The sequence below is a fragment of the Frigoribacterium sp. R86507 genome (assembly GCF_044597695.1).
GTDB lineage: Bacteria > Actinomycetota > Actinomycetes > Actinomycetales > Microbacteriaceae > Frigoribacterium.
The window spans coordinates 2,756,756-2,778,389 of record NZ_CP139002.1; the positions used below are offsets into that span (position 1 = coordinate 2,756,756).

18 protein-coding genes are annotated in these 21,634 nt (G+C 70.2%); 5 read left to right on the forward strand and 13 right to left on the reverse strand.

The window, feature by feature from the left end; genetic code table 11:
• Positions 1-90: 90 nt before the first annotated feature.
• Positions 91-801, reverse strand: a complete 711-nt coding sequence (locus tag SJY14_RS12975) for a phosphatase PAP2 family protein (RefSeq protein WP_071255249.1) — start codon at positions 799-801, stop codon at positions 91-93.
• Positions 802-883: 82 nt separating this feature from the next.
• Complete coding sequence (locus SJY14_RS12980) at positions 884-2,113, reverse strand: multidrug effflux MFS transporter (RefSeq protein ID WP_396599083.1); 1,230 nt, start codon at positions 2,111-2,113, stop codon at positions 884-886.
• A gap of 314 nt (positions 2,114-2,427) precedes the next feature.
• On the opposite strand from SJY14_RS12980, the gene SJY14_RS12985 reads away from it, so the two are divergent.
• A complete protein-coding gene (locus SJY14_RS12985) occupies positions 2,428-2,994 on the forward strand; it encodes a TetR/AcrR family transcriptional regulator (RefSeq protein WP_071255247.1) in 567 nt (188 codons plus the stop codon).
• A 46-nt stretch (positions 2,995-3,040) separates the two neighbouring features.
• Here the strand turns inward: SJY14_RS12985 and SJY14_RS12990 are convergent, their stop codons facing one another.
• The 8 genes from SJY14_RS12990 to SJY14_RS13025 form a co-directional block, all read right to left on the reverse strand.
• Positions 3,041-3,598 (reverse strand): MOSC domain-containing protein, encoded by a 558-nt coding sequence (locus tag SJY14_RS12990; protein WP_396599084.1) that lies wholly within the window; start codon positions 3,596-3,598, stop codon positions 3,041-3,043.
• 92 nt (positions 3,599-3,690) lie between these two features.
• Positions 3,691-4,788, reverse strand: a complete 1,098-nt coding sequence (locus SJY14_RS12995; RefSeq protein WP_055971380.1) for a sugar-binding protein — start codon at positions 4,786-4,788, stop codon at positions 3,691-3,693.
• Between the two features lie 109 nt (positions 4,789-4,897).
• Positions 4,898-6,265 (reverse strand): multiple monosaccharide ABC transporter permease, encoded by a 1,368-nt coding sequence (gene mmsB / locus SJY14_RS13000; RefSeq protein ID WP_396599085.1) that lies wholly within the window; start codon positions 6,263-6,265, stop codon positions 4,898-4,900.
• Positions 6,262-7,812 (reverse strand): multiple monosaccharide ABC transporter ATP-binding protein, encoded by a 1,551-nt coding sequence (gene mmsA / locus SJY14_RS13005; protein WP_071255242.1) that lies wholly within the window; start codon positions 7,810-7,812, stop codon positions 6,262-6,264. The genes mmsB and mmsA overlap by 4 nt, the downstream gene beginning before the upstream one ends.
• Positions 7,813-8,146: 334 nt before the next feature.
• Positions 8,147-9,166, reverse strand: coding sequence for a LacI family DNA-binding transcriptional regulator (locus SJY14_RS13010; RefSeq protein ID WP_235477471.1), 1,020 nt, complete (start codon positions 9,164-9,166; stop codon positions 8,147-8,149).
• Positions 9,167-9,333: 167 nt separating this feature from the next.
• Positions 9,334-10,713, reverse strand: a complete 1,380-nt coding sequence (locus tag SJY14_RS13015) for an MFS transporter (RefSeq protein WP_071255241.1) — start codon at positions 10,711-10,713, stop codon at positions 9,334-9,336.
• Between the two features lie 118 nt (positions 10,714-10,831).
• On the reverse strand, positions 10,832-11,986 hold the full coding sequence (locus SJY14_RS13020) for a cystathionine gamma-synthase (protein WP_071255240.1): 1,155 nt from the start codon (positions 11,984-11,986) through the stop codon (positions 10,832-10,834).
• Between the two features lie 91 nt (positions 11,987-12,077).
• Positions 12,078-13,442, reverse strand: coding sequence for a cystathionine beta-synthase (locus SJY14_RS13025; RefSeq protein WP_396599086.1), 1,365 nt, complete (start codon positions 13,440-13,442; stop codon positions 12,078-12,080).
• Between the two features lie 275 nt (positions 13,443-13,717).
• Here SJY14_RS13025 and SJY14_RS13030 point away from each other — a divergent pair, with 275 nt between their 5' ends.
• Both SJY14_RS13030 and SJY14_RS13035 read left to right on the forward strand, forming a co-directional pair.
• Positions 13,718-14,377: a DUF3105 domain-containing protein gene (locus SJY14_RS13030; protein ID WP_396599087.1), complete on the forward strand. Its 660-nt coding sequence runs from the start codon at positions 13,718-13,720 to the stop codon at positions 14,375-14,377.
• Positions 14,374-15,111, forward strand: coding sequence for a DUF305 domain-containing protein (locus SJY14_RS13035; RefSeq protein ID WP_255364183.1), 738 nt, complete (start codon positions 14,374-14,376; stop codon positions 15,109-15,111). The genes SJY14_RS13030 and SJY14_RS13035 overlap by 4 nt, the downstream gene beginning before the upstream one ends.
• A gap of 23 nt (positions 15,112-15,134) precedes the next feature.
• On the opposite strand, the gene SJY14_RS13040 is transcribed toward SJY14_RS13035, so the two are convergent.
• Complete coding sequence (locus tag SJY14_RS13040; RefSeq protein ID WP_055971355.1) at positions 15,135-17,009, reverse strand: ABC transporter ATP-binding protein; 1,875 nt, start codon at positions 17,007-17,009, stop codon at positions 15,135-15,137.
• Positions 17,010-17,285: 276 nt separating this feature from the next.
• On the opposite strand from SJY14_RS13040, the gene SJY14_RS13045 reads away from it, so the two are divergent.
• Positions 17,286-18,881 carry a LuxR C-terminal-related transcriptional regulator gene (locus SJY14_RS13045; RefSeq protein WP_071255236.1) on the forward strand — a complete coding sequence of 532 codons (1,596 nt, stop codon included), beginning with the start codon at positions 17,286-17,288 and terminating at the stop codon, positions 18,879-18,881.
• A 58-nt stretch (positions 18,882-18,939) separates the two neighbouring features.
• The gene (locus SJY14_RS13050) at positions 18,940-20,382 is read left to right on the forward strand and encodes an APC family permease (protein WP_071255233.1); all 1,443 of its coding nucleotides are present in this window, start codon (positions 18,940-18,942) and stop codon (positions 20,380-20,382) included.
• Positions 20,383-20,618: 236 nt separating this feature from the next.
• Here the strand turns inward: SJY14_RS13050 and rplL are convergent, their stop codons facing one another.
• Positions 20,619-21,002, reverse strand: coding sequence for a 50S ribosomal protein L7/L12 (gene rplL, locus SJY14_RS13055; RefSeq protein ID WP_043592924.1), 384 nt, complete (start codon positions 21,000-21,002; stop codon positions 20,619-20,621).
• Positions 21,003-21,051: 49 nt separating this feature from the next.
• Positions 21,052-21,567, reverse strand: coding sequence for a 50S ribosomal protein L10 (gene rplJ / locus SJY14_RS13060; protein WP_043592926.1), 516 nt, complete (start codon positions 21,565-21,567; stop codon positions 21,052-21,054).
• Positions 21,568-21,634: the final 67 nt, after the last annotated feature.

Sequence of the window (21,634 nt, forward strand, 5' to 3'; positions counted from 1 at the left end):
CCGCGGTCCGGGCGAGTTCGGCGACTTTGGGCGGTGCCGCGCGCCCGTCTCGCCGGGACTCGCCCGTGATCGACCGCTCGACCGGCAGCGTCAGGCGGGACGACCCTGCCAGATCCAACCGCGACCGCGCACGCGCTCCTGCTCGTCGAGCAGCCGGTGCGCGACCGGGGCCCAGAGCACCACCGCGACCCCGGCGCCGATGAGCAGTCCGCCGATCGTGTCGGTCAGCCAGTGCGCCCCGAGGTACGTGCGGCTGAGCAGCATCAGCACCGTGTAGACGACACCGGCGACCCACACCCAGACGCGTCGCAGGATCACCCCGAGCACGACGGCCAGCGTCGCGGCGTTGGACGTGTGCCCCGATGGGAACGAGCCGTAGTCGCTCACGACGAGGATGTCCTCGGGGCGGGCCCGGCCGAAGGTGTGCTTGACGACCTGGACGACCCCGGCGCTGACCGCGCAGGCGGCGATCCAGTAGAGCGCGGCCCACGGGCGACGGCGCAACAGGAACACCGCGGTGACGCCCAGCGGCACGACGAAGACGCCGACCACCCCGGCGCCGATCGAGTTGAAGATCAACGAGGGGACGTCCCAGAACGGGCTGCGGTGCTCGACCAGTTCGCCCATGAAGCGCTCGTCGACGCCGATGACGCCCGCCCGGGCCGTGATCACGACGCCCAGCAGCAGCACGACGCCGATGGCGCCGAGCGCACTGAACACCCACCACCGTCGCTGCACACGGCGGGCCACCCGTTCTTCGGACGGGGAGGCGGGCTTCGGGGCGAGCGGGTCGGTGCGCATCCCCAGACGGTACCGGGAGGCGCGGGTCGGCGACCGACGACCGCGACGCGCGGGTCGGCGACCGACGAGCAGGAGGCGCGGGTCAGCGACCGAGCGCCGGCACCGTCCGCGGGCGCACCAGCAGCCACAGGCTCGCGATGGCCACGCACGAGGTGGCGACCATGACGCTGCCCATCGGGACGGCCGAGCCGATGCCGAGGAACCCGACCACCGGCGAGATGAGTCCCGCCAGGCCGAAGTTCAGCGCGCCGAGCAGCGAGGCCGCCGTGCCCGCCTCTTTCCCGTGGTTGGCGAGGCCGAGCACCTGGACCTGCGGGAACGAGAACCCGCAGGCCGCGATGAAGAACCACAGCGGCACGAGGATGCCCACGAGCCCGGCACCGAGCGAGTCGAGCACGACGATCGCCGCGGCCGCGAGCAGCAGCACGACGGTCGAGCAGGCGAGGATCCACTGCGGCCCGAACCGGCGCGCCAGCCGCGAGCTGATCTGGACGCCGGCGACGATCCCGAGCGAGTTGATCGCGAACAGGTAGCCGTACTGCTGGGCGTTCAACCCGTACACCTCTTGGAAGAGGAACGACGACGCCGAGAGGTACGAGAACAGGCCCGAGAAGACCATCGCCCCGATCAGGGCGACTCCGACGAAGATCCGGTCGCTGAAGAGCACCTTGTAGCGCTGCCCGAGGGTCGTGTGCCCGGCCTCGTGCCGGCGCGCGGGCGGCAGGGTCTCGACGATCAGGAAGATCGCGGCGATGATCACGAACGCGCCGTAGGCCACCAGGAACACGAAGATGCCACGCCAGCTGGTGAAGGCCAGCAGCTGCGAGCCGATCACGGGCGCGACGATGGGGGCGAGCCCGTTCACCAGGGCGAGGCGCGACAGCATGCGCACGAGCGGCAGGCCGCCGAACAGGTCGCGCACCGTCGCCATGGCGACGACGCCACCGGCGGCGGCCCCCATGCCCTGCAGCACCCGGAACACCGCGAGCAGCTCGATGGTCGGCGCGCTGGCGGCACCGATGCTGGCGAGGATGTGCACGGCGGTCGCCACGATCAACGGCGTGCGGCGTCCGACCTTGTCGCTCCACGGGCCGACCAGCAACTGCCCGACGCCGAACCCGATGGTCGTCGCCGTCAGGGTCAGCTGGATGACCCCGCTGTCGACCGAGAAGTCGCGGCTGAGCTGGGGGAAGGCCGGCAGGTAGAGGTCGATCGTGAACGGCCCGAGCGCGGTGAGCGCGCCGAGCACGACGACGTAGACGAGCCGCTGGCGGCGGGTCAGGGAGTCACCCGGGTGGACGACGGTGGTCACGAGGCAGGTCCTGTCTGAGGGGTGGTCACGGTGGGGTGGTCACGGTCGACGCCCACGAGGAGGCGCGGCCCCGACGAGAGGGACGGCTCGCGGATCGAATCGATGCGACCGCGCCGACGCGCACGACCACCACGTGGTTCGAGGGGGGTGGGAGGACGGCGCCGGTGCACGACACCCGTCGCTTCCCAGCCTATCCCGGTCGTGCATCGGGGCGACAGCCCCCGCGCCTTGCCGTCGCGGCACCCCGGCCCGGTCTAGGCTCGACCGAGCCCGGGACGCGATGGTCCCGTGCGGGCACTCGAGGAGGAACGTCCATGGTCGACGCGCGCATCGTCCAGACCACCAAGGCGCTGCACACCGCGATCGTCGAGCTCGCCTCGACCCGCGCCGTGTCGAGCATCTCCGTCGCCGACGTCACCCGGGCCGCGGGCATCAACCGCGCCACGTTCTACAGTCATGCGACCTCGCCCGGCAGCTTGCTCACCGCGGTCCTCACCCCCGAGCTCGACGCCATTCGCGACGAGGACCACGCGCTGCGCCTCGAGGGCCGGGCGGACGGCTCCGATGCGACGCGTCGCGCGATGGAGAAGGTCGTCGACCACGTCGTGCGCTACCGCGAGATCTACCGCCTCGCCCTGCCCGACCCGCTCGACGCCTCGATCCACCAAGCGCTGGCCCGCCACTTCGAGGAGTCCAGCGTGCAGCACCTCGGCACCCTGCCCGCCGGCAGCCTGCCCGAGGGGCTCGCGGTGCACATCGCCGCCGGTCACCTGGCACACGGGCTCGTGGGCGCCGTCGAGGCCTGGCTCGGCGGCAAGCGCACGAGCCGGCGCGCCCTGCTCGACACCATGAACCTCATGCTGCCCACCTGGTGGGGCTGACCCGACGCGGTCCCGGCTCCGCCGAGCCGGTCGGACGCCGAGACGCCTAGGAGGCGCGGAGCAGCCCCGGCCCCACGCGCAGCACCCCGTCGGTGAGCGGTTCGCACCGGACTCCGCCACGCCCTCGCATGGCGCGGAACGCCCCCGCGCCGAAGACGACGTCCATCCAGGCGCACGGGTTCGCCGCCCGGTTCGCCCGGAACGACACCGGGCCGTCGCCCGTGTCGAGGTCGAACTCGTGCCCCACGAGGGCATCGACGTCGACGCCGCGCACGACCACGTTGCGCCGCGTCAGGGCGGCGTCGAGCACGGTCCCCGCGGGCAGGCCGAGCTCGCGGGCGACGTGCTCGAGCTGCTCAGCCGCGAACAGCGTGACCGAGGCCAGGCGGTGCGCCGGGGCGTTGAAGTAACGATCGCCCACGATGCCGAGGTGGGCGCGCACGGTGACGGCGTCGTGCGACTCGGGCCCCGTGGTCGGGGCCGGGGCCGGGCCGTCGGCGGGTCGGCCGACGTAGCGGGACCGGGGCGACGCGAGCAGCAGCTCGACCGTGACCGGCGTCGCGGACGCGGCCCGCGCCTCCTGCGCTCGTCGGTCGGTGTCCACGGACGCACGATACCGCCCACCGACGACGACGGCCGGGCACCCCGTGCGGGGTGCCCGGCCGATGCCGGTGCTGCCGGACGGCAGCGAGGGTGCTACTTGGTGAGCGGCTCGAGCGTCGTGTCGTTGGCGTACGCCTCGGCGGCGTTCTCCTTGGTCACGATCTGCGGAGGCAGCAGGTAGGCCGGGACGACCTTGCTGCCGTTGTCGTACGACTTGTCGTCGTTCGTCTCGGCCTTGTCGCCCTTGCTGAGCGAGCTGACCATCGCGACGGCCTGCTTCACGAGGTTGCGGGTGTCCTTGTTGATGGTGGAGTACTGCTCGCCGGCCATGATCGACTTGACCGACTCGACCTCGGAGTCCTGACCGGTGACGACCGGGATGTCCTTGCCGGCCTGCTTCACCGAGGTGATGATGGCGCGGGCCAGGGTGTCGTTCGGGCTCAGGACGCCGTCGAGCTCGGTGGAGCCGTAGGTGCTGGTGAGCAGCGAGTCCATGCGGCGCTGGGCGTTCTCGGGCTTCCAGCCGTCGGTCGCCGTCTGCTTGATGTCGGTCTGACCCGAGGCGACGACGAGGGTGCCGTCGTCGATCTTCGGCTGCAGGACGCTCATCGCGCCGTCGAAGAAGACCTTCGAGTTGGCGTCGTCCGACGAGCCGGAGAACAGCTCGATGTTGTACGGGCCCTCGGCCTTCTTGGCGGCCATGCCGTCGAGCAGGGCCTGACCCTGGAGCTCGCCGACCTTGAAGTTGTCGTACGCGACGTAGTAGTCGACGTCCTCGGTGTTGAGGATCAGGCGGTCGTAGGCGATGACCACGGCGCCGGCGTCGTGGGCGGCCTTCACCTGGGTGCCGAGCTGGCCACCGTCGGCGGCACCGATGATGATGACCTTGGCGCCCTTGGTGACCATGGACTGGATCTCGTCCTGCTGGTTCGCGACGGTGCCGCTGGCGGCCGCGTACTGCACGTCGGGCTTGAAGCCGGCGTCGGTGAGGTCCTTGGTGAACAGGTCACCGGCGAGGACCCAGTTCTCGCTCGTCTTGGCGGGCAGGGCCACGCCGATGGTCGAGCCGGACTCGAAGCCCGAGGCCGCGTCGCCCGAACCCGCGTCGGTGCGGGCCGAGTTCGAGCAGCCGCTCAGGATCAGCGTCGTTGCTGCGGCGACCGCGAAGGTCGTCAGCGCGAGTTTGCGCATGCTGTGTCTACTTTCTCGTTGTGAGGGTGGTGCCGTGTGGTCGCCCGCGGTGCGGACTCCCGGTGGAGGCGCGCCCGGCCGTCGATGGACGGGCGCGCGGGTGGTGGGTCTAGTTGGGCGTGGTGGCCTTGGGACGCTGCACGTCCGAGATGTCGCCGTTCGGGGTGAGGGCGGGCTCGGTCGTGTCGGCGTCTCGGCCGACACCGCTCTGGGCGCCCGGGGGCAGGTCGGAGGCGGCGATGCCGTTCTTGTCGCGGCGCAGGCCCCGGGTGAGGAAGCCGGTGATGGACGGACGGCCCTGGCTCTTGTTGTAGACGTCGACGGCGACGGCGATCAGCAGCACGAGGCCCTTGATCATCTGCACCTTGTCGGAACCGACGCCCATGAGCTGCAGGCCGTTGTTGAGCACGGCGATGACGAAACCACCGACGATCGAACCGGTCACGGTGCCGATGCCGCCGGCGACGGCAGCGCCACCGATGAAGACCGAGGCGATGGCGTCGAGCTCCCAGTTCAGGCCGTCCTGCGGGCCGGAGGCACCGGCACGGGCGACGTAGATCATGCCGGCCAGGGCCGCGAGCACGGACATGTTCATCATGACGAAGAAGTTGATGCGCTTCGCCTTGACGCCCGAGAGCTCGGCGGCGTGCGAGTTGCCACCGACCGCGTAGATGTGGCGACCGAAGATCGTGTTCTGCGTCACGAAGCCGTAGACCAGGACGAGCACGCCGAGGATGATGCCCGAGATCGGGAAGGACGTGCCGACGCGACCCCCGGCGAACAGCGTGGCCGCGTAGGCGATGATCGCGACCAGCACGACGAGCTTGACGGCGCTGACCCAGAGGGGCGCCCGCTCGGAGCCCATCTTCTGCTGGATGCGGCGCAGGCGGAACTCGTTGTAGACCACGGCGACGATGATGACGAGGCCGAGCAACAGGGTGGCGTTGTTGTAGCCGGTGTTCGGACCGAACTCGGGCAGGTAACCGGCACCGATGACGGTGAAGCCCTCGGGCACGGGGATGGTGTCGGCGTTGCCCACGAATTGATTGGCACCGCGGAAGAGCAGCATGCCGGCCAGCGTCACGATGAAGGCGGGGACGCCGACGTAGGCGACCCAGAAGCCCTGCCAGGCGCCGATGACGACACCGACGACGAGGCCGAGCAGGATCGCGGCCCCCCAGGGCAGGCCCCAGCTGTCCATCGCCTTGGCGACGACGATGCCGCTGAAGGCGGCGACCGAACCGACCGAGAGGTCGATGTGGCCGGCCACGATGACCATGACCATGCCGATGGCGAGGATCAGGATGTACGAGTACTGGCTGACCAGGGCGATGAGGTTCGTGGGCTGCAGGGTGAGCCCGTCGGTCAGCACCTGGAAGATCAGGATGGCCACGACGAGCGTCGCGATCATGCCGAACTGGCGCGCGTTCGACGTGTTGCCGCCGAACACCTTCTTCAGGTCTTTGATGCCACTCATGCGGCTTGCTCCTTCTTCTTCGAGGTCATGGTTCGCATGAGCGTCTCGGCGTCGGCCTCGGAGGCCTCGATCTCGTTCGTGACGGTGCCCTCGAAGATCGTGTAGATGCGATCGGAGAGCCCCAGCAGCTCGGGCAGCTCGGACGAGATGACGATCACGCCTTTGCCCTGCGCCGCGAGCTGGTTGATGATGTTGTAGATCTCGAACTTGGCGCCCACGTCGATGCCTCGCGTGGGCTCGTCGAGGATGAGCAGGTCGGGGTCGGTGAACATCCACTTCGCCAGGACGACCTTCTGCTGGTTGCCGCCCGACAGCTTGGCGACGCCCTCGTCGACCGTGGGGGTCTTGACGCGCAGGCTCTTGCGGTAGTCCTCGGCGATCGAGTGCTCTTCGTACGTGTTGACCACGGACGCCTTCGAGATCTTGGTCAGCTTGGCCGCGACCGTCGAGCGCTTGATGTCGTCGAGCAGGTTGAGCCCGAGCACCTTGCGGTCTTCGGACACGTAGGCGAGGCCGTTGTCGATCGCGTCCGAGACGTTCTTGATCTCGATCTTCTTGCCGTCCTTGACGATCTCGCCCGAGACGAACTGACCGTACGAGCGACCGAAGATGCTCATCGCGAGCTCGGTGCGACCGGCGCCCATCAGGCCGGCCAGGCCGACGATCTCGCCCTTGCGGACGGTGATGTTGGAGCCCTTGCAGACGAAGCGTTCGGCGGTCTGCGGGTGGCGCACCCACCAGTCCTTCACCTCGAAGAAGACCTCGCCGATCTTCGGCGTGCGGTCGGGGAACCGGCTGGCCAGGTTGCGGCCAACCATGCCGCGGATGATGCGGTCCTCGTTGACGCCGTCCTCTTTCACGTCGAGCGTCTCGATGGTCTTGCCGTCGCGGATGATCGTGATCGAGTCGGCGATGGCCTCGATCTCGTTGAGCTTGTGGCTGATCATGATCGACGAGATGCCACGACCCTTGAGGCCGCGGATCAGGTCGAGCAGGTGCTGCGAGTCGGCCTCGTTCAGGGCGGCGGTCGGCTCGTCGAGGATCAGCAGCTTGACGTTCTTGTTCAGCGCCTTGGCGATCTCGACGAGCTGCTGCTTGCCGACGCCGAGGTTCTTGATGGCGGTGTCGGGGTCGTCCTTGAGGCCCACGCGGGCGAGCAGGTCGATCGCCTTCGTCTTGGCCGCGCGCCAGTCGATGGCCCCGAAGCGGGTCGGCTCGTTGCCGAGGAAGATGTTCTCGGTGATCGAGAGCTCGGGGATCAGCGCCAGCTCTTGGTGGATGATCACGATGCCCTGCGACTCGCTCGAGCGGATGTCGCGGAAGCGCATCTCGGCGCCCTGGTAGACGATGTCGCCCGTGTAGGTGCCGAAGGGGTAGACGCCCGACAGGACCTTCATCAGCGTCGACTTGCCGGCGCCGTTCTCGCCGCAGATGGCGTGCACCTCACCGGCGCGGACCTGCATCGACACGTCGTCGAGCGCCTTGACGCCCGGGAACTCCTTCGTGATGGAGCGCATCTCGAGGATGACGGGAGAGTCAACGCCCATGCGGGGCACCCCCGGGGATGTGGCTGCTCGCGAGCTGCTCGCTCTGCGTCACGGCACTGGGCACGTCGTCCTCGACCTTCGACCTCGTCGTCGTCCGCCGGTGATGTGCACCGACGGGCTTCCTGTGATTCGTCGCCGCCGTGCCGGGCCGTTCGTCGAGCCTGGCGAAAGGGGCCGGACCCGCCGAATGTGACCGTTCACACTGCGACTGGAGCAAAGCTAATCCCGAGAGGGGGTGCTGTCAAATGCCGATGCCGATCCGTTATCGAACCCGGCCGGACCGACGCTCGCCGCGCCTCCTGACGGCCCGTCTCGCCGTGTGGCGCGGGGCCGGTCAGAGGAACCAGGGACGCGAGGTCGACCCGCGCACCACGAGTTCCGGGGGGATCAACGTGCGGTCGACGACCGTGCCGCCCTCGAGCTCGGCGACGACCAGCTCGACGGCGCGCCGACCGATCAGGGCGAAGTCCTGACGCACGGTCGTGAGCGGCGGCCAGAGGTGCGGCGCGGTCGGTGAGTCGTCGAAGCCCACGACGCTGACCTCGCGCGGCACGTCGACGTCGGCCTCGCGGAAGGCGTGCAGCAGCCCCACCGCCATCAGGTCGTTGGCCGAGAACACGGCGGTGAAGTCGCGGCGACGCAAGAGCTCTTGCCCGGCCGTGTAGCCGAAGTCGGCGGTCAGGTCGCCGAGGATCGGCGGCTCGATCGACAGCTCGGCCTCGCCCATCTCGAAGAGGAAGCCCTGCATGCGCTCGTCGGCCTCGATCCAGTCCTGCGGACCGGCGACGTGCACGATGTGCCGGTGGCCGAGGTCGATCAGGTGCCGGGTGGCGAGACGCGCCCCCTCGAACTGGTCGACCGAGAGGCTGTGCGCCCGGGCTCGCTGCGTCGAGTCGAGCGCGACGATGGGCACGTCGAGGTCGAGCTCGTCGATCACGTCGAAGAACTTGCGTTGCGGCGCGATGACGATGATGGCCTCGACCGCCTGGTTGGTCAGCAGCTGCAGGCTGGCGCGGACGTCGTCGGACGCCGTGGTCGTGCTGGCGATGCTCAACCGGTAGCCGGCTGTCCGGGCCTCTCCCTCGATGGCGTTGACGATCGTCTGCGGCCCGAAGTGGACGTTCTGCAGGGTGAGCACGCCGATGGCCTTCGACCGGCTGGTGACCAGGGCCCGAGCGGCCTGGTTCGGCCGGTAGCCGATCTCGTCGATGACGTCGAGCACCTTCTGCCGGGTGCTCGGCCGGATGCTCGGGCTGTCGTTGAGCACGCGCGAGACGGTCTGGTACGAGACCCCTGCGAGGGCGGCCACGTCGCGGATGTTGGGAGCACGCACCTTGTCGATGTCAGGCTTCACCGTCGCTCCATCGCTTCGTGACCGGGTGATGTGACCGTACACATCGTCGTCCGGAGACCATTATGCATTCCCCGGAGGCCGCCGACGTCCCGTCCGGGGGTCACCGACGCGTCATGACGAGCGACCGTCGGCGGAGCGCCGACGCGATCGGCGGGCAGGAGGCGCGGTCACCGACCCCGGGGCACCGCACGACCGCTGAGGGCGAGCGCGAGCACCGCCACGCCCGTGCCGACCGCGAAGCAGGCCACGAAGGCGATCGGGCTGGACGCCCCGCCGAGCAGCCCGAAGGCGGCCCCGGTCAGGGCCAGCGCGACGGCCGAGCCGGTGGAGTCGGCGATCGTCAGCGCCGAGCTGTTGAACCCGCGCTCGGAGTCGGTCGACAGGGCGAGGACGAGCACCGAGAAGCGCGGGTACATGAACCCCATGCCGAACCCGGCGACGGCCCAGGTCGCGATGAGGAAGACCGGTGGCAGGTGGAACAGGGGGGTCAACGCGGCGACGACGACGCCGAGCAGCACCAGGACGATGCCGATGCGGATGCCGTCGCGCTGGGCCACCCGGTCGCCGAGCCGTCCCTGCACCCAGCTGGCGAACGCCCAGCCGAGCGCCCCGAGGGTCAGGGTGACGCCCGAGGCCGAGGCGCTGAAGTCGTATTCGGCCGAGAGCATGTACGGGATGTAGACCTCGCTGCCGAGGAACGCCGCACCGACGAGACCGCGCAGCAACACGAGGGTCGGCAGCCCGGGGGCGGCCGTCAGGGTGCCTCGCGGCAGCAACGGTCGCAGGGCGACGGCGAGCACAACGACCGCCACGACGATGACGACGACGGTGAGCCATGTCGGTAACTCGGACACCAGGTTGAGGGCCAGCACGCCGAGGGCGGCGCCGACCGACCACGCGATGCGCCCGATGCTCCAGGCGACGCGCTGCCCGCCGTCGGCCACCTCGGGCGGGGGCACCCGACGAAGGCTCGGCAGGATCATGACGAAGGCGGGCACGGCCAGCACGAACGCCCCGAGGAAGACCCAGTGCCAGCCCACCGTCTCGGCCACGACGCCGGCGACGAGCGGCCCGACGAGCCCCGGCACGACCCAGGCCGCGGCGAAGCCCGCGAAGATCGACGGGTGCAGGCCCGGCGGGTAGAGCCGGGCGACCATGACGTAGAGGCCGACGATGACCGCGCCCGAGCCGACGCCCTGCACCAGGCGGCCGAGCAGGAGCACGACCATGTCGGGCGCGGTGCCGACGACGAGCAGCCCGACGGCGAACAGCAACATCGACGCGATGACGACGACCCGGGGCCCGCTGCGGTCGGCCCAGTTGCCGGCCACCACCATGCCGACCAGCCCCGAGGCGAGGGGCGCGGCGAAGCTGAGCGAGTAGAGCGCCTCGCCGTCGAGCTCGCGGCTGATGATCGGCATGATCGTCGTGACCGCGAGCGACTCGAACGCCGCGATGCCGATCAAGGCGCACATGCCCAGCGTGGCGAGCCGGTACCGACCGCTGAGCACGCCCTCGGGGCGGGTGCTCACGGCGGCGTCGGTCATGCGACGAGCCTAGGCCGAGCCGCCGACACGGCGCGACGGCGCAGGACCGGACGGGACGAGGAGGCGCGGTGCGGGACTCCCCCGCACCGCGCCTCCTCGGGTCGTCTCGCCCGGACGCCTAGCCGTCGAGGCGCGAGAGCGCCTGCGTGACGTCGCCGAGCAGGTCGTCGACGTCCTCGATGCCGACCGACAGGCGCACGATCGAGTCGGGCACCTCGAGCTCGGTGCCGCGCACCGAGGCATGGGTCATCTCGCTCGGGTAGCCGATCAGCGACTCGACGCCGCCGAGGGACTCGGCCAGCTGGAACAGCTCGGTCGACTCGGCGAACCTCCGGGCCGCCGCGGCACCGGCGGTCAACTGCACCGAGAGCATGCCGCCGAACGCCCGCATCTGCCGGGCGGCGAGCTCGTGCCCCGGGTGCGACTCGAGCCCCGGGTAGTAGACGCGCTCGACGGCCGGGTGCCCCTCGAGTGCGTGGGCGATCGCCAGCGCGTTCGACGAGTGGCGGTCGACGCGCACGCCGAGCGTCTTGATGCCGCGCACCGTGAGCCAGGCCTCCATGGGGGCCGACACGGCACCGACGCCGAACTGGACGAAGCCGACCTTCGCGGCGAGCTCGTCGTCGCGCACGACCGCGGCCCCGCCGACGACGTCCGAGTGACCGCCGATGTACTTCGTCGTCGAGTGCACGACCGCGTCGGCTCCGAGCGCCAGGGGCTGCTGCAGGTACGGCGACGCGAAGGTGTTGTCGACGACGACGACGGCTCCGGCCGCGTGCCCGATCTCGGCGAGCGCCGCGATGTCGCTGATCTTCATCAGCGGGTTGCTGGGCGTCTCGACCCAGAGCACGGCCGTCGGTGCGGCCTCGACGGCTGCGCGAACGGCATCGAGGTCGCTCATCTCGACCGTGTCGAGCGTGACTCCCCAGGGCACCCAGACCCGGTTGACGAGGCGGTGCGTGCCGCCGTACACGTCGTTGCCCATGACGATGCGCGTTCCCGGTGCCAGGACCGAGCGCAGCAGAGCGTCCTCGGCCGACAGCCCCGAGGCGAAGCTGAACGCGGCGGTGCCGCCCTCGAGGTCGGCGAGCAGGGTCTGCAGCGAGTCGCGCGTCGGGTTCGCCGACCGGGCGTACTCGTAGCCGCCGCGGAACCCGCCGATGCCGTCCTGCACGAAGGTGGACGACTGGTAGATCGGGGGGACGACGGCACCGGTGGTGGGGTCGAACTCCTGGCCGGCGTGGATCGCCCGGGTCGAGAAACCGTGGGTCATGGGGTGTCCTTTCGAGGGGGACGGGTGGAGCAGACGGTGGGGACGAGGAGGCGCGGGCCGGGTCACCGGATCACGGTGCCGACCCGGCCGCTCAGGAGGAGAGGAAGGAGAGGACGTCCTGGCGGGTGACGACGCCGACCGGGCGGCCGTCGTCGGTGACGAGCAGGGCGTCGACCGACTCGAGCGCGGACCGGGCCGCCGAGACGGGCTCGTTCACGCCGATCAACGGCAGCGGGTCGCCGAGGTACCCCGAGACGGCGTCGCCCATGGTCGCGCCACCGCGGAAGATCGCCTCAAGCAGCGCCTTCTCTTCGATGGCGCCGACGACCTCGCCGATGACGACCGGGGGCTCGGCCGAGAGCACGGGCATCTGCGAGACGCCGTAGGTCTTCATGATGCCGATCACGTCGTGGACGGTGTCGGACGGGTGCGCGTGCACGAGGTCGGGCAGCTGCCCCGTCTTCGACGCGATCAGGTCGCGGACCGACCGCTCGTCGTGGCTGACGCCGAAGCCGTACGAGCGCATCCACGCGTCGTTGAAGATCTTGCCGAGGTAGCCGCGCCCGCTGTCGGGCAGCAGGGCGACGACGACGGCGTCGGGGCCGAGCTCGCGGGCGACGTCGAGGGCGGCCGCGACGGCGAGGCCCGACGACCCCCCGACGAGCAGGCCCTCCTCGCGGGCGAGGCGTCGGGTCAGTTCGAACGAACGGGCGTCGTCCGCGGCGATGATGCGGTCGACGACCGAGGGGTCGTAGGCGGCCGGCCAGAAGTCCTCGCCGACGCCCTCGAGCAGGTAGGGGCGTCCGGTGCCACCGCTGTAGACGCTACCCTCGGGATCGGCGCCGATGACCTGCACCGCGCCTCCGGAGACCTCTTTGAGGTAGCGGCCCGTTCCGCTGATCGTTCCGCCGGTGCCGACGCCCGCGACGAAGTGCGTGATGCGACCGTCGGTGTCGCGCCAGATCTCGGGACCCGTCGTCTCGTAGTGGCTGAGCGGGCCGTTGGGGTTGGCGTACTGGTTCGGCTTGAACGCCCCGGGGATCTCGCGCGCCAGGCGGTCCGAGACGCTGTAGTACGACTCGGGGCTGGTCGGCTCGACGGCGGTGGGCGTGACGACGATCTCGGCGCCGTAGGCCTTGAGCACGTTGCGCTTGTCGTCGCCGACCTTGTCGGGCAGGACGAAGACGCAACGGTAACCACGCTGCTGGGCGACGAGGGCCAGGCCCACGCCGGTGTTGCCGCTGGTCGGCTCGACGATGGTGCCCCCGGGCTTCAGGAGGCCCTCGCGTTCGGCCGCGTCGATGATGCGCGTCGCGATGCGGTCCTTCGACGAGCCGCCCGGGTTGACGTACTCGACCTTGACGAGCACGGTCGCCGTGATGCCCTCGGTCACCTTGTTCAGCTTGACGAGCGGCGTGTCACCGATCAGGTCGAGGACGGTCTCGGCGTACTTCACGGGTGCTCCGGTTTCTGCGCGGCGTCGTGGGGCGCGGATCGGGTGACGGGAGGGGCGGTGTCGGGTGGCGACGCCGTCGGCCGAGTCTAACGACGCACCCTGGCGTGTTACGGGGCGGGACGAGCCCCTCGACGTGCAGATCGTGCAGATCGTGCAGATCGTGCAGATCGTGCAGGATATTGAGGACCTCCCAGTAATCCGTGAGAGAACTGGTGACGCATCCCCGATCTCGACCGATCGCCCCGATCGATCCCCCGGACGACAGGACTCCCCACGTGGCAGACGACAAGCCCACCGTCAAGCAGCAGCGCGACGCCCGACGTCAGGAGAAGGTCGCCGAACTCAAACGGCAGCAGGCCCGGGCGAAGCGCAACCGCACCATCGGCATCGTCACCGCCTCGGTCGCGGGCGCGGCGGCGATCGCGCTGGTCGTCACCTTCGTCGTGACGAGCGGCCAGCCGCGACAAGACCCCCAGGCCATCGAGATCGACGGCGTGAAGACCTACTCCGACCTCACCGCGAACCACGTCGGCGGCAGCGTCGACTACGCGATGACCCCTCCCGCCGGTGGCGACCACAACCAGATCTGGTTGAACTGCGGCGTCTACACCGAACCCGTGCCGAACGAGAACGCCGTCCACGACCTCGAGCACGGGGCGATCTGGTTCACCTACGACCCCGAGCAGGTCAGCGAGAGCGAGATCGAGGCGCTGCGCGACTTCGCCCCCGACACCTACGCGGTCGTCTCGCCCTACGAGGGTCTCGACTCCCCCATGTACGTCTCGGCCTGGGGCGCCCAGCTGCCCTTCGCGAACGTGTCCGACGACGAGGCCACCGTGTCGGACTTCGTCACCAAGTACTGGAAGTCCACGAACGCGCCCGAGCCCGGGGCACCCTGCACCGGCGGCGTGGACGGCACCGGCAAGATCGCGTGACCGCCTCGGGGCGTGACGACGTCGACGTGACCGACGGGGCGGCGCCGCACCGCCCCTCCTCGGGTCGTCGGCTGCGGCTGCTGATCGCGGGGGTCCTGACCGTGGCGATCGTGCTGCTGGTGGGCGTCGCCCTCGGCCGACTCAGCTCGCCCAACCCGGTCACGCCCGGCACGGACAGCGTCGAGGCGGGGTTCTCGCGCGACATGCAGGTGCACCACGAGCAGGCCGTGCAGATGGCGATGATGGTCCGCGACCGGACCGACGACCCCGAGGTGCGCTCGATGGCCTACGACATGGCCCTGACGCAGTCGCAGCAGGCCGGCCAGATGTACGCCTGGCTCGAGCTGTGGCGGCTGCCGCAGGCACCCGCCGAGCCGACCATGACCTGGATGACCCGCCCGACCCTCGACGGCGACTACGGCAGCCACCACATGACCGACGACGGAGGCGCGAGTGGCCCGGCCACGCCGGTCGCCACCCACGAACCCGGCGGCCGCATGCCGGGGCTGGCAACCGACGAGCAGCTCGCGGCCCTGGACTCCGCCCGCGGCGTCGAGGCCGAGCGGCTCTTCCTGACGCTGATGATCGCGCATCACCAGGGCGGCATCGAGATGGCGGACGCGATCCTGGCACGCAGCGAGGTGCCGCAGGTGCGCGCCTTCGCCTCGGGCATGGTGCAGACGCAGCAGAGCGAGGTCGACGCCATGCAGGCGATGCTCGCCGAGCGCGGCTGACGGGACGCCCGGACCGCCACGACCTACGCCGAGACTTGCTGCCCGTAGAGCTCGGCGTAGACCCCGCCGAGCGCGAGCAGCTCGTCGTGCGTGCCCCGCTCGACGACGCGGCCGGCCACGACGACGAACACGACGTCGGCGTCGCGGACGGTCGAGAGGCGGTGCGCGATCGCGATCGTCGTCCGACCGCGGGTCGCCGTGTCGAGCGCTTCTTGCACCACGCGCTCGGACACCGTGTCGAGGGCGCTCGTCGCCTCGTCGAGGACCATCACCGCCGGGTCTTTCAGCAGGACGCGGGCGATGGCGATGCGTTGCTTCTCGCCGCCCGAGAGGCGATAGCCCCGCTCGCCGACGATCGTGTCGTAGCCGTCGGGGAACGACGCGATGGTCTCGTGGATGTTGGCCTGCCGGGCCGCGTCGACCAGTTGCTCGTCGGTCGCGTCGGGTCGTGCGTAGCGGAGGTTGTCGCCGATACTGGCGTGGAACAGATAGGTCTCTTGGCTGACGATGCCGATGTTGCCGACCAGCGACTCTTGGTCGAGCCGCCGGACGTCGGTGCCCGCGAAGCGGACCGCACCGCCGGACGCCTCGTAGAACCGTGGGATCAGGTACGACACGGTCGTCTTGCCGGCACCGCTCGGGCCGACGAAGGCGGCGAACTGGCCGGGCGCGATGTCGAACGAGACGCCGTCGAGGGTCTTCTGCCCGGGCTCGGCGTCGGGATACGAGAACGAGACGTCGTCGAACTCGACCCGGCCGAGCTGCGTCTCGTCGACGGTCTCGGCCGACGGGTCGTTCGTGATCGCCGGGTGGAGGTCGAGGTACTCGAAGATGCGCGCGAAGAGCGCCCCGGAGGTCTGCAGGTCGAGGGCCACCCGCAGCAGGCCCATGAGCGGGAAGGTCAACCGGGCCTGGACCGTCGTGAAGGCCACGATCGTGCCCGCGGTCACCGGCACGTCGCGGAGGATCAGCCAGGCCGCGACGAGGTAGATGAGGGCGGGGATGACCGAGAGGAAGATCTGGACGACGGCGAAGAACCACTGCCCGCTCATCTGCTGACGCACCTGCAGCCCGATCTGCGTGCGGTTCTCGGCGGCGTAGCGCTCGACCTCGGCGTGCTGCTGGTTGAAGCTCTTGGCGAGCAGGATGCCACTGACGCTCAACGCTTCTTGCGTGATGGCGGTCATGTCGCTGAGGGACTCTTGCGTCTTGGTGGCGATGCGGGCACGCACCTGGCCCACCCGACGCTGGGCCACCACGAGCAGCGGCAGCAGGATCACCGTGACGACGGTCATCTGCCAGCTGAGCACGAGCATGGACACGAAGGCCGCGATGACCGTGACGGTGTTGCCCAGGACGCTCGAGATGGTGTTGCTGAGCACGTTCGCGACGCCACCGACGTCGTTCTGCAGCCGGGACTGGATGACCCCGGTCTTGGTGCGGGTGAAGAACGCGAGCTCCATGCGCTGCAGGTGCCCGAAGAGGCGGATGCGCAACGCACCCATGACTTTGTTGCCGACCGTGGCCGTCAGGTACGTCTGCCAGACGCCGATGCCGGCCGACAGCACCCACAGCCCCACCATGGCGCCCACCAGCTCGAGCAGCACGGGCACGTCGGGGCCGCCCGGCGGGAACAGCCCCCGGTCGAACGCCTGCTTGGTGAGCAACGGCGGAGCCACGCTGATGGCGGCGCCGATCAGGACCAGCACCACGGTGACGACGAGGGCCCGCTTGTGCGGGACGAACAAGCCTCGGATGCGACCGAGCAGGTCGGGGATGCGCGGCGCCGTGGCGTTCGCCGCGCGCTGGGCGTCGGCGTCGCCGCTCGACACCCGACCGGAACCACCCGGGCGGCCCCCGCCACGGGGACCGCCTGCGGGGGCGTGCATCGAGCTCATCCGGTCAGCGTAGGCCTGACCACCGTCACGGGTGGCCCGTCGCCGGCGTTCGAGTCAGTGCCTGCAAGAAATCGCCACGGGACCGTCGAGACACGCCGCGACACGCCGTAGAACGACCGTTCGTCCCCCAGTTGTGGGCGCAATGCCCGACAGACCATACGACGGAATGATCTCTCAGTTTAGTATGGCGGTGTCGGTGCACCTGACCAGGCTCCGGCAGCCGCGCTCCCCCTACCCGACGGGAGAGCCTCCCGAAGCGGCGGAGCTAGGACCATCGTGAACACGTCGAACCCCACGGCCGTCGAACCGCCGAGTGCCGAACTGCAGCCCGCCGACCACCGGGCTGCTCTCGACGCCATCGAACAGGGCTGGACCCAGATCGCGCCCCTGCAGGGAGCACGCCTGCGCGAGGCCATCCGCTCGACGCCCGAAGAGGAGTGGCGCGGACGACCCCGCATCCTGCTCGCCCTGGCCGCGAGCCACCGCTCGGTCGGCTCCCGCTCGCGCAGTGCCGCCCTGCCCTGGTTCCGCGGCGTCGCCAAGGCGCTCGACGCCGACCCCGACCTGCCGCTCGACATCCGGGCGGGCTACCACGTCCACCTCGGCGCGTCCCTGCGCACCCTCGGCAACTTCGTCGTGGCCCACGAGCACCTCGAAGTCGCCCGGACCCTCATCGAGAACGACCTGGCCGAGTCGATCAGCGTGCGCATCTCGCTCAGCGCCTCGTTCTCGCTGCAGCTCGGCCTGATCCGCCTGCACTACGGCGAGATCGACCAGGCCCGCTTCGCCCTGAGCCTCGCCAACGGTCTCGGCGAGGACCACCTCAGCACCGCCGAGCGCGTCGAGTGCCTTTCGGCCCTCGCCTTCGTCGCGATGCTGATCGGCGACTTCGACCTCGCCGATCGCCACGTCGACCTCGCCCGCGAGCTCGCCGACGGCACCGACCTGCTGGGCAGCTCGTTCGGTGCCCTGACCCAGATCACCCGCGTGCACCTCGCCCTCGAACGCGGCGAGGCCGTGGGCGGCCACGAAGGCCTGCTCGCCGACGTCCGCCAGGCGTCGCGCGGCAGCGACTGGGAGGCGCTCGGCCTGTTCGCCGAAGCACACGTGCTGCTGGCCGAGAGCCGCCACATCGAGGTGCTCGACCTGCTGGCCCGGATCACCCGCACCATCGACGGCTTCACCGGGCACAGCGCCCTGACCGAGTCGGCCGTCGTGATGCGGGCCGAGACCATGCGCCTGCTCGGGCAGCCCCACGAGGCCCGCCGACTGGCCTCGTCGGTGACACCTTCGCACCACCACATCCGCTGTCCCGCTCGCGTGCTCGCCCTGGTGCACCTCGCCGCGGGCGAGCCCGAGGACGCCCTCGAGGCGCTCGAACAGTGTCTCGCCATCGGCGACCTGCACAGCGAGCGCACCATGGGCCAGGTGCACGCACTCCAGGCCGCCGCACACCTCGCCCTCGGCGACGGCCCGCACAGCGACATCGCCTTCGACCGGGCGTTGCTGAGCGCTGGCCACAACGGGTCGATCTGGCTCTTCGCCACCCTGCCCGAGGACGTCCTCGAACACCTCGTGCAGCGCGCCGTCGGCCGTCGGCAGCCGCCGACCATCGTCGGGGTGCTCGACCGCCTGCGCGGCACGTCGGCGGACGTCGTGCCGCAGCTCGCCGAGCCCTTGAGCGACCGTGAGCTCGTCATCGTCCGACACCTGGCCACGGGCCAAACCCTCGGCCAGATCGGCAGCCAGCTGTTCATCTCGGTCAACACGGTCAAGAGCCACGTCCGCAGCATCTACCGCAAGCTCCAGGCGTCGTCCCGCCGCGAGGCGATGACCCGCGTCAAGCAGCTCGGCCTCGACCTCGACGACTAGGCGCCGAGGCGTCAGGCGACGAGGAGGCGCGGTGCCGGCCGTACGGTAGCCTCTCGCGGTGCCCCACGAGTCCCGCGTCACGTCCCGCCCGTCCCTCGTCGCCCAGCTGAGGGCGCGCAAACCCCTCGAGGCGTACGTCGCCGAGAGCGAGGCCGCCGTCGACGGCGGACCCCGTCTGCGCCGCACCCTGGGCGTCTGGCACCTCACGGCGATCAGCATCGGTGCGACCCTCGGCACGGGCATCCTGGTCGTGCTCGGCACGGCCGTCCCGCTGGCCGGCCCCGCGGTCTGGATCTCGTTCGTGCTCGCGGGCGTCGCGGCCCTGCTGTCGGCCCTGTCGTACGCCGAGATGGCGGGCAGCGTGCCCGTGTCGGGCTCGAGCTACTCGTACGCGTACGCGACGCTCGGCGAGGGCATCGCCTGGGTCTGCGGGTGGTGCCTCGTGCTCGAGTACGCCGTCTCGGTCGCGGCCGTCGCGGTCGGTGCGGGCCAGTACGTGAACGAGGCCCTCGACGTGTTCGGGCTCGCCCTGCCGGCCGCGATCGCCGAGCCCCCGGGCGCCGGTGGCGTGCTCAACCTGCCCGCGGCGGTGCTCGTCCTGCTCGCCACCCTCGTGCTGGTGCCGGGCGCCCGCGAGAGCGCCTGGGTCAACACGCTGCTCGTCGTCGTGAAGGTGGCGCTGCTCGTGTTCTTCGTCGCCGTCGCCTTCACGGCCTTCAGCGTCGGCAACTTCGAGCCGCTGGCACCGATGGGCGCGGCCGGCGTCTCGGCCGCCGCCTCCCGGTTGTTCTTCTCGTACATCGGTTTCGACGCGGCGTCCACGGCCGGCGAAGAGGCCCGCGACGCGAAGCGCGACCTGCCGCGCGCCATCATCGCCTCGATCGTGATCATCACGGTGCTGTACATCCTCGTGGCCGTCGCCGCGATCGGCGCGCGCCCGTGGACGAGCTTCACCGACGGCGAGGCGACCCTCGTCACGATCGTCGCCGACATCACGGGGCAACCGTGGGTCGCCTTCCTCTTCGCCGTCACCGCCGTGGCCGCGATCGCGAGCGTCGTGCTCACGGTGCTCTACGGTCAGACGCGCATCTTCGTCTCGATGGCCCGGGACGGCCTCGTGCCCCGCGTCCTCGGCCGCGTCTCGGCGCGGACGCAGACCCCCGTCGCCGGCACCCTGATCGTCGGCGGAGCGGTGGCCGTGGCCGCCGCCGTGATCCCCCTCGGCGCCCTCGCCGACGCGACGAGCATCGGCACGCTCTTCGCCTTCGCCTTGGTCAACGTGTCTGTCATCTGGCTTCGGCGCAACCGGCCCGAACTCGACCGGACCTACAAGGTGCCGCTGTACCCGCTGACCCCGATCCTCGGCTGCGCCTTCTGTGTCCTGCTCATGGTGACGCTCGGGTGGGTCACCTGGGCGGCCTTCGCCGTCTGGATGGCCGTGGGCACCGCGGTGTACCTCGGTTACGGTCGCCGGCACTCGGTCCTGGCCCGCGCCTCCTGACCGCCGTCGTCGCGTGATCGGCGGGTTCGCGTCACCTGCGGCGAGTCGGTGCCGACTCGCCGAGGACGACGGGAACCCGCCGGACCCCCGAGGAGGCGCGGGTCGCGACGGACCGGCGGCGCACCTCTGCAGCACCACCGGGAACGCCGAAAGGCGCCACCCCGAGGGGTGGCGCCTTCCGAATGGTGCTGAGCAGACGTGCCGCTCAAGCGCCGAGGGCCGCGAGGGCCCGCCGACTACTTGAGGGTGATCGTCGCGCCGGCGGCCTCGAGCTGAGCCTTGGCCTTGTCGGCGGCCTCCTTCGAAGCGCCCTCGAGGACGGTGCTGGGGGCACCGTCGACGACGGCCTTGGCCTCGCCGAGACCGAGGCTCGTGAGCGCGCGGACCTCTTTGATGACCTGGATCTTCTTGTCACCGGCAGCCTCGAGCACGACGTCGAAGGCGGTCTGCTCTTCGACCTCTTCAGCAGCGGCGGCGGGGCCGGCGGCACCGGCAGCGGCCACGGGGGCAGCAGCGGTGACCTCGAAGACCTCTTCGAACTTCTTCACGAAGTCGCTGAGCTCGATGAGCGTGAGCTCCTTGAAGGCCTCGATCAGTTCGTCCTGCGTGAGCTTCGCCATGGTGTTCTCCTTATGGGTTTTCTAAAGTGTGGGTTGGTACGACAGCTTTTTAGCTGTCGGCTTCCTGCTTGGCACGCAGCGCCTCGACCGTGCGAACGGCCTGGGACAGCGGTGCCTGGAACAGGTAGGCAGCACCGAACAGCGAAGCCTTGAAGGCGCCGGCCAGTTTGCCCAGCAGCACCTCTCGGGATTCGAGATCGGCGAGCTGCTTGACCTCGTCTGCCGTGAGCGGGTTACCGTCGAAGTAACCGTTCTTCACGATCAGAGCGGGGTGTGCCTTGGCGAAGTCACGCAGGCTCTTGGCGACGGCGACAGGGTCACCGTGCACGAAGGCGATCGCAGACGGTCCGACGAGTTCGTCGTCGAACGAGCTGATTCCGGCGTTGTTGGCCGCGATCTTGCTGAGCGTGTTCTTCACCACGGCGTACGTCGCGTCTGCACTGATGGACTTGCGGAGCTCTTTCAGCTCGGCAACAGTGAGACCGCGGTACTCGGTGAGCAGAACGGCGGTCGAGTCACGGAAGTTGTCCGTGAGCTCGGCGACCGATGCTTCCTTGTTCGCCATGGCTCTCCTAAAACGTGGGTGTGCCAGCAGCCCCCGGGCACTCGACTCGGCCGCACCGAGACCGGTG

Excerpts from the sequence above, each read along its gene's own strand:
- SJY14_RS12975 (WP_071255249.1), bottom strand. The coding sequence starts at position 801 with ATGCGCACCGACCCGCTCGCCCCGAAGCCCGCCTCCCCGTCCGAAGAA.
- SJY14_RS12985 (WP_071255247.1), top strand. The coding sequence starts at position 2,428 with ATGGTCGACGCGCGCATCGTCCAGACCACCAAGGCGCTGCACACCGCG.
- SJY14_RS12995 (WP_055971380.1), bottom strand. The coding sequence starts at position 4,788 with ATGCGCAAACTCGCGCTGACGACCTTCGCGGTCGCCGCAGCAACGACG.
- mmsB (WP_396599085.1), bottom strand. The coding sequence starts at position 6,265 with ATGAGTGGCATCAAAGACCTGAAGAAGGTGTTCGGCGGCAACACGTCG.
- mmsA (WP_071255242.1), bottom strand. The coding sequence starts at position 7,812 with ATGGGCGTTGACTCTCCCGTCATCCTCGAGATGCGCTCCATCACGAAG.
- SJY14_RS13015 (WP_071255241.1), bottom strand. The coding sequence starts at position 10,713 with ATGACCGACGCCGCCGTGAGCACCCGCCCCGAGGGCGTGCTCAGCGGT.
- SJY14_RS13020 (WP_071255240.1), bottom strand. The coding sequence starts at position 11,986 with ATGACCCACGGTTTCTCGACCCGGGCGATCCACGCCGGCCAGGAGTTC.
- SJY14_RS13040 (WP_055971355.1), bottom strand. The coding sequence starts at position 17,009 with ATGAGCTCGATGCACGCCCCCGCAGGCGGTCCCCGTGGCGGGGGCCGC.
- rplL (WP_043592924.1), bottom strand. The coding sequence starts at position 21,002 with ATGGCGAAGCTCACGCAGGACGAACTGATCGAGGCCTTCAAGGAGCTC.
- rplJ (WP_043592926.1), bottom strand. The coding sequence starts at position 21,567 with ATGGCGAACAAGGAAGCATCGGTCGCCGAGCTCACGGACAACTTCCGT.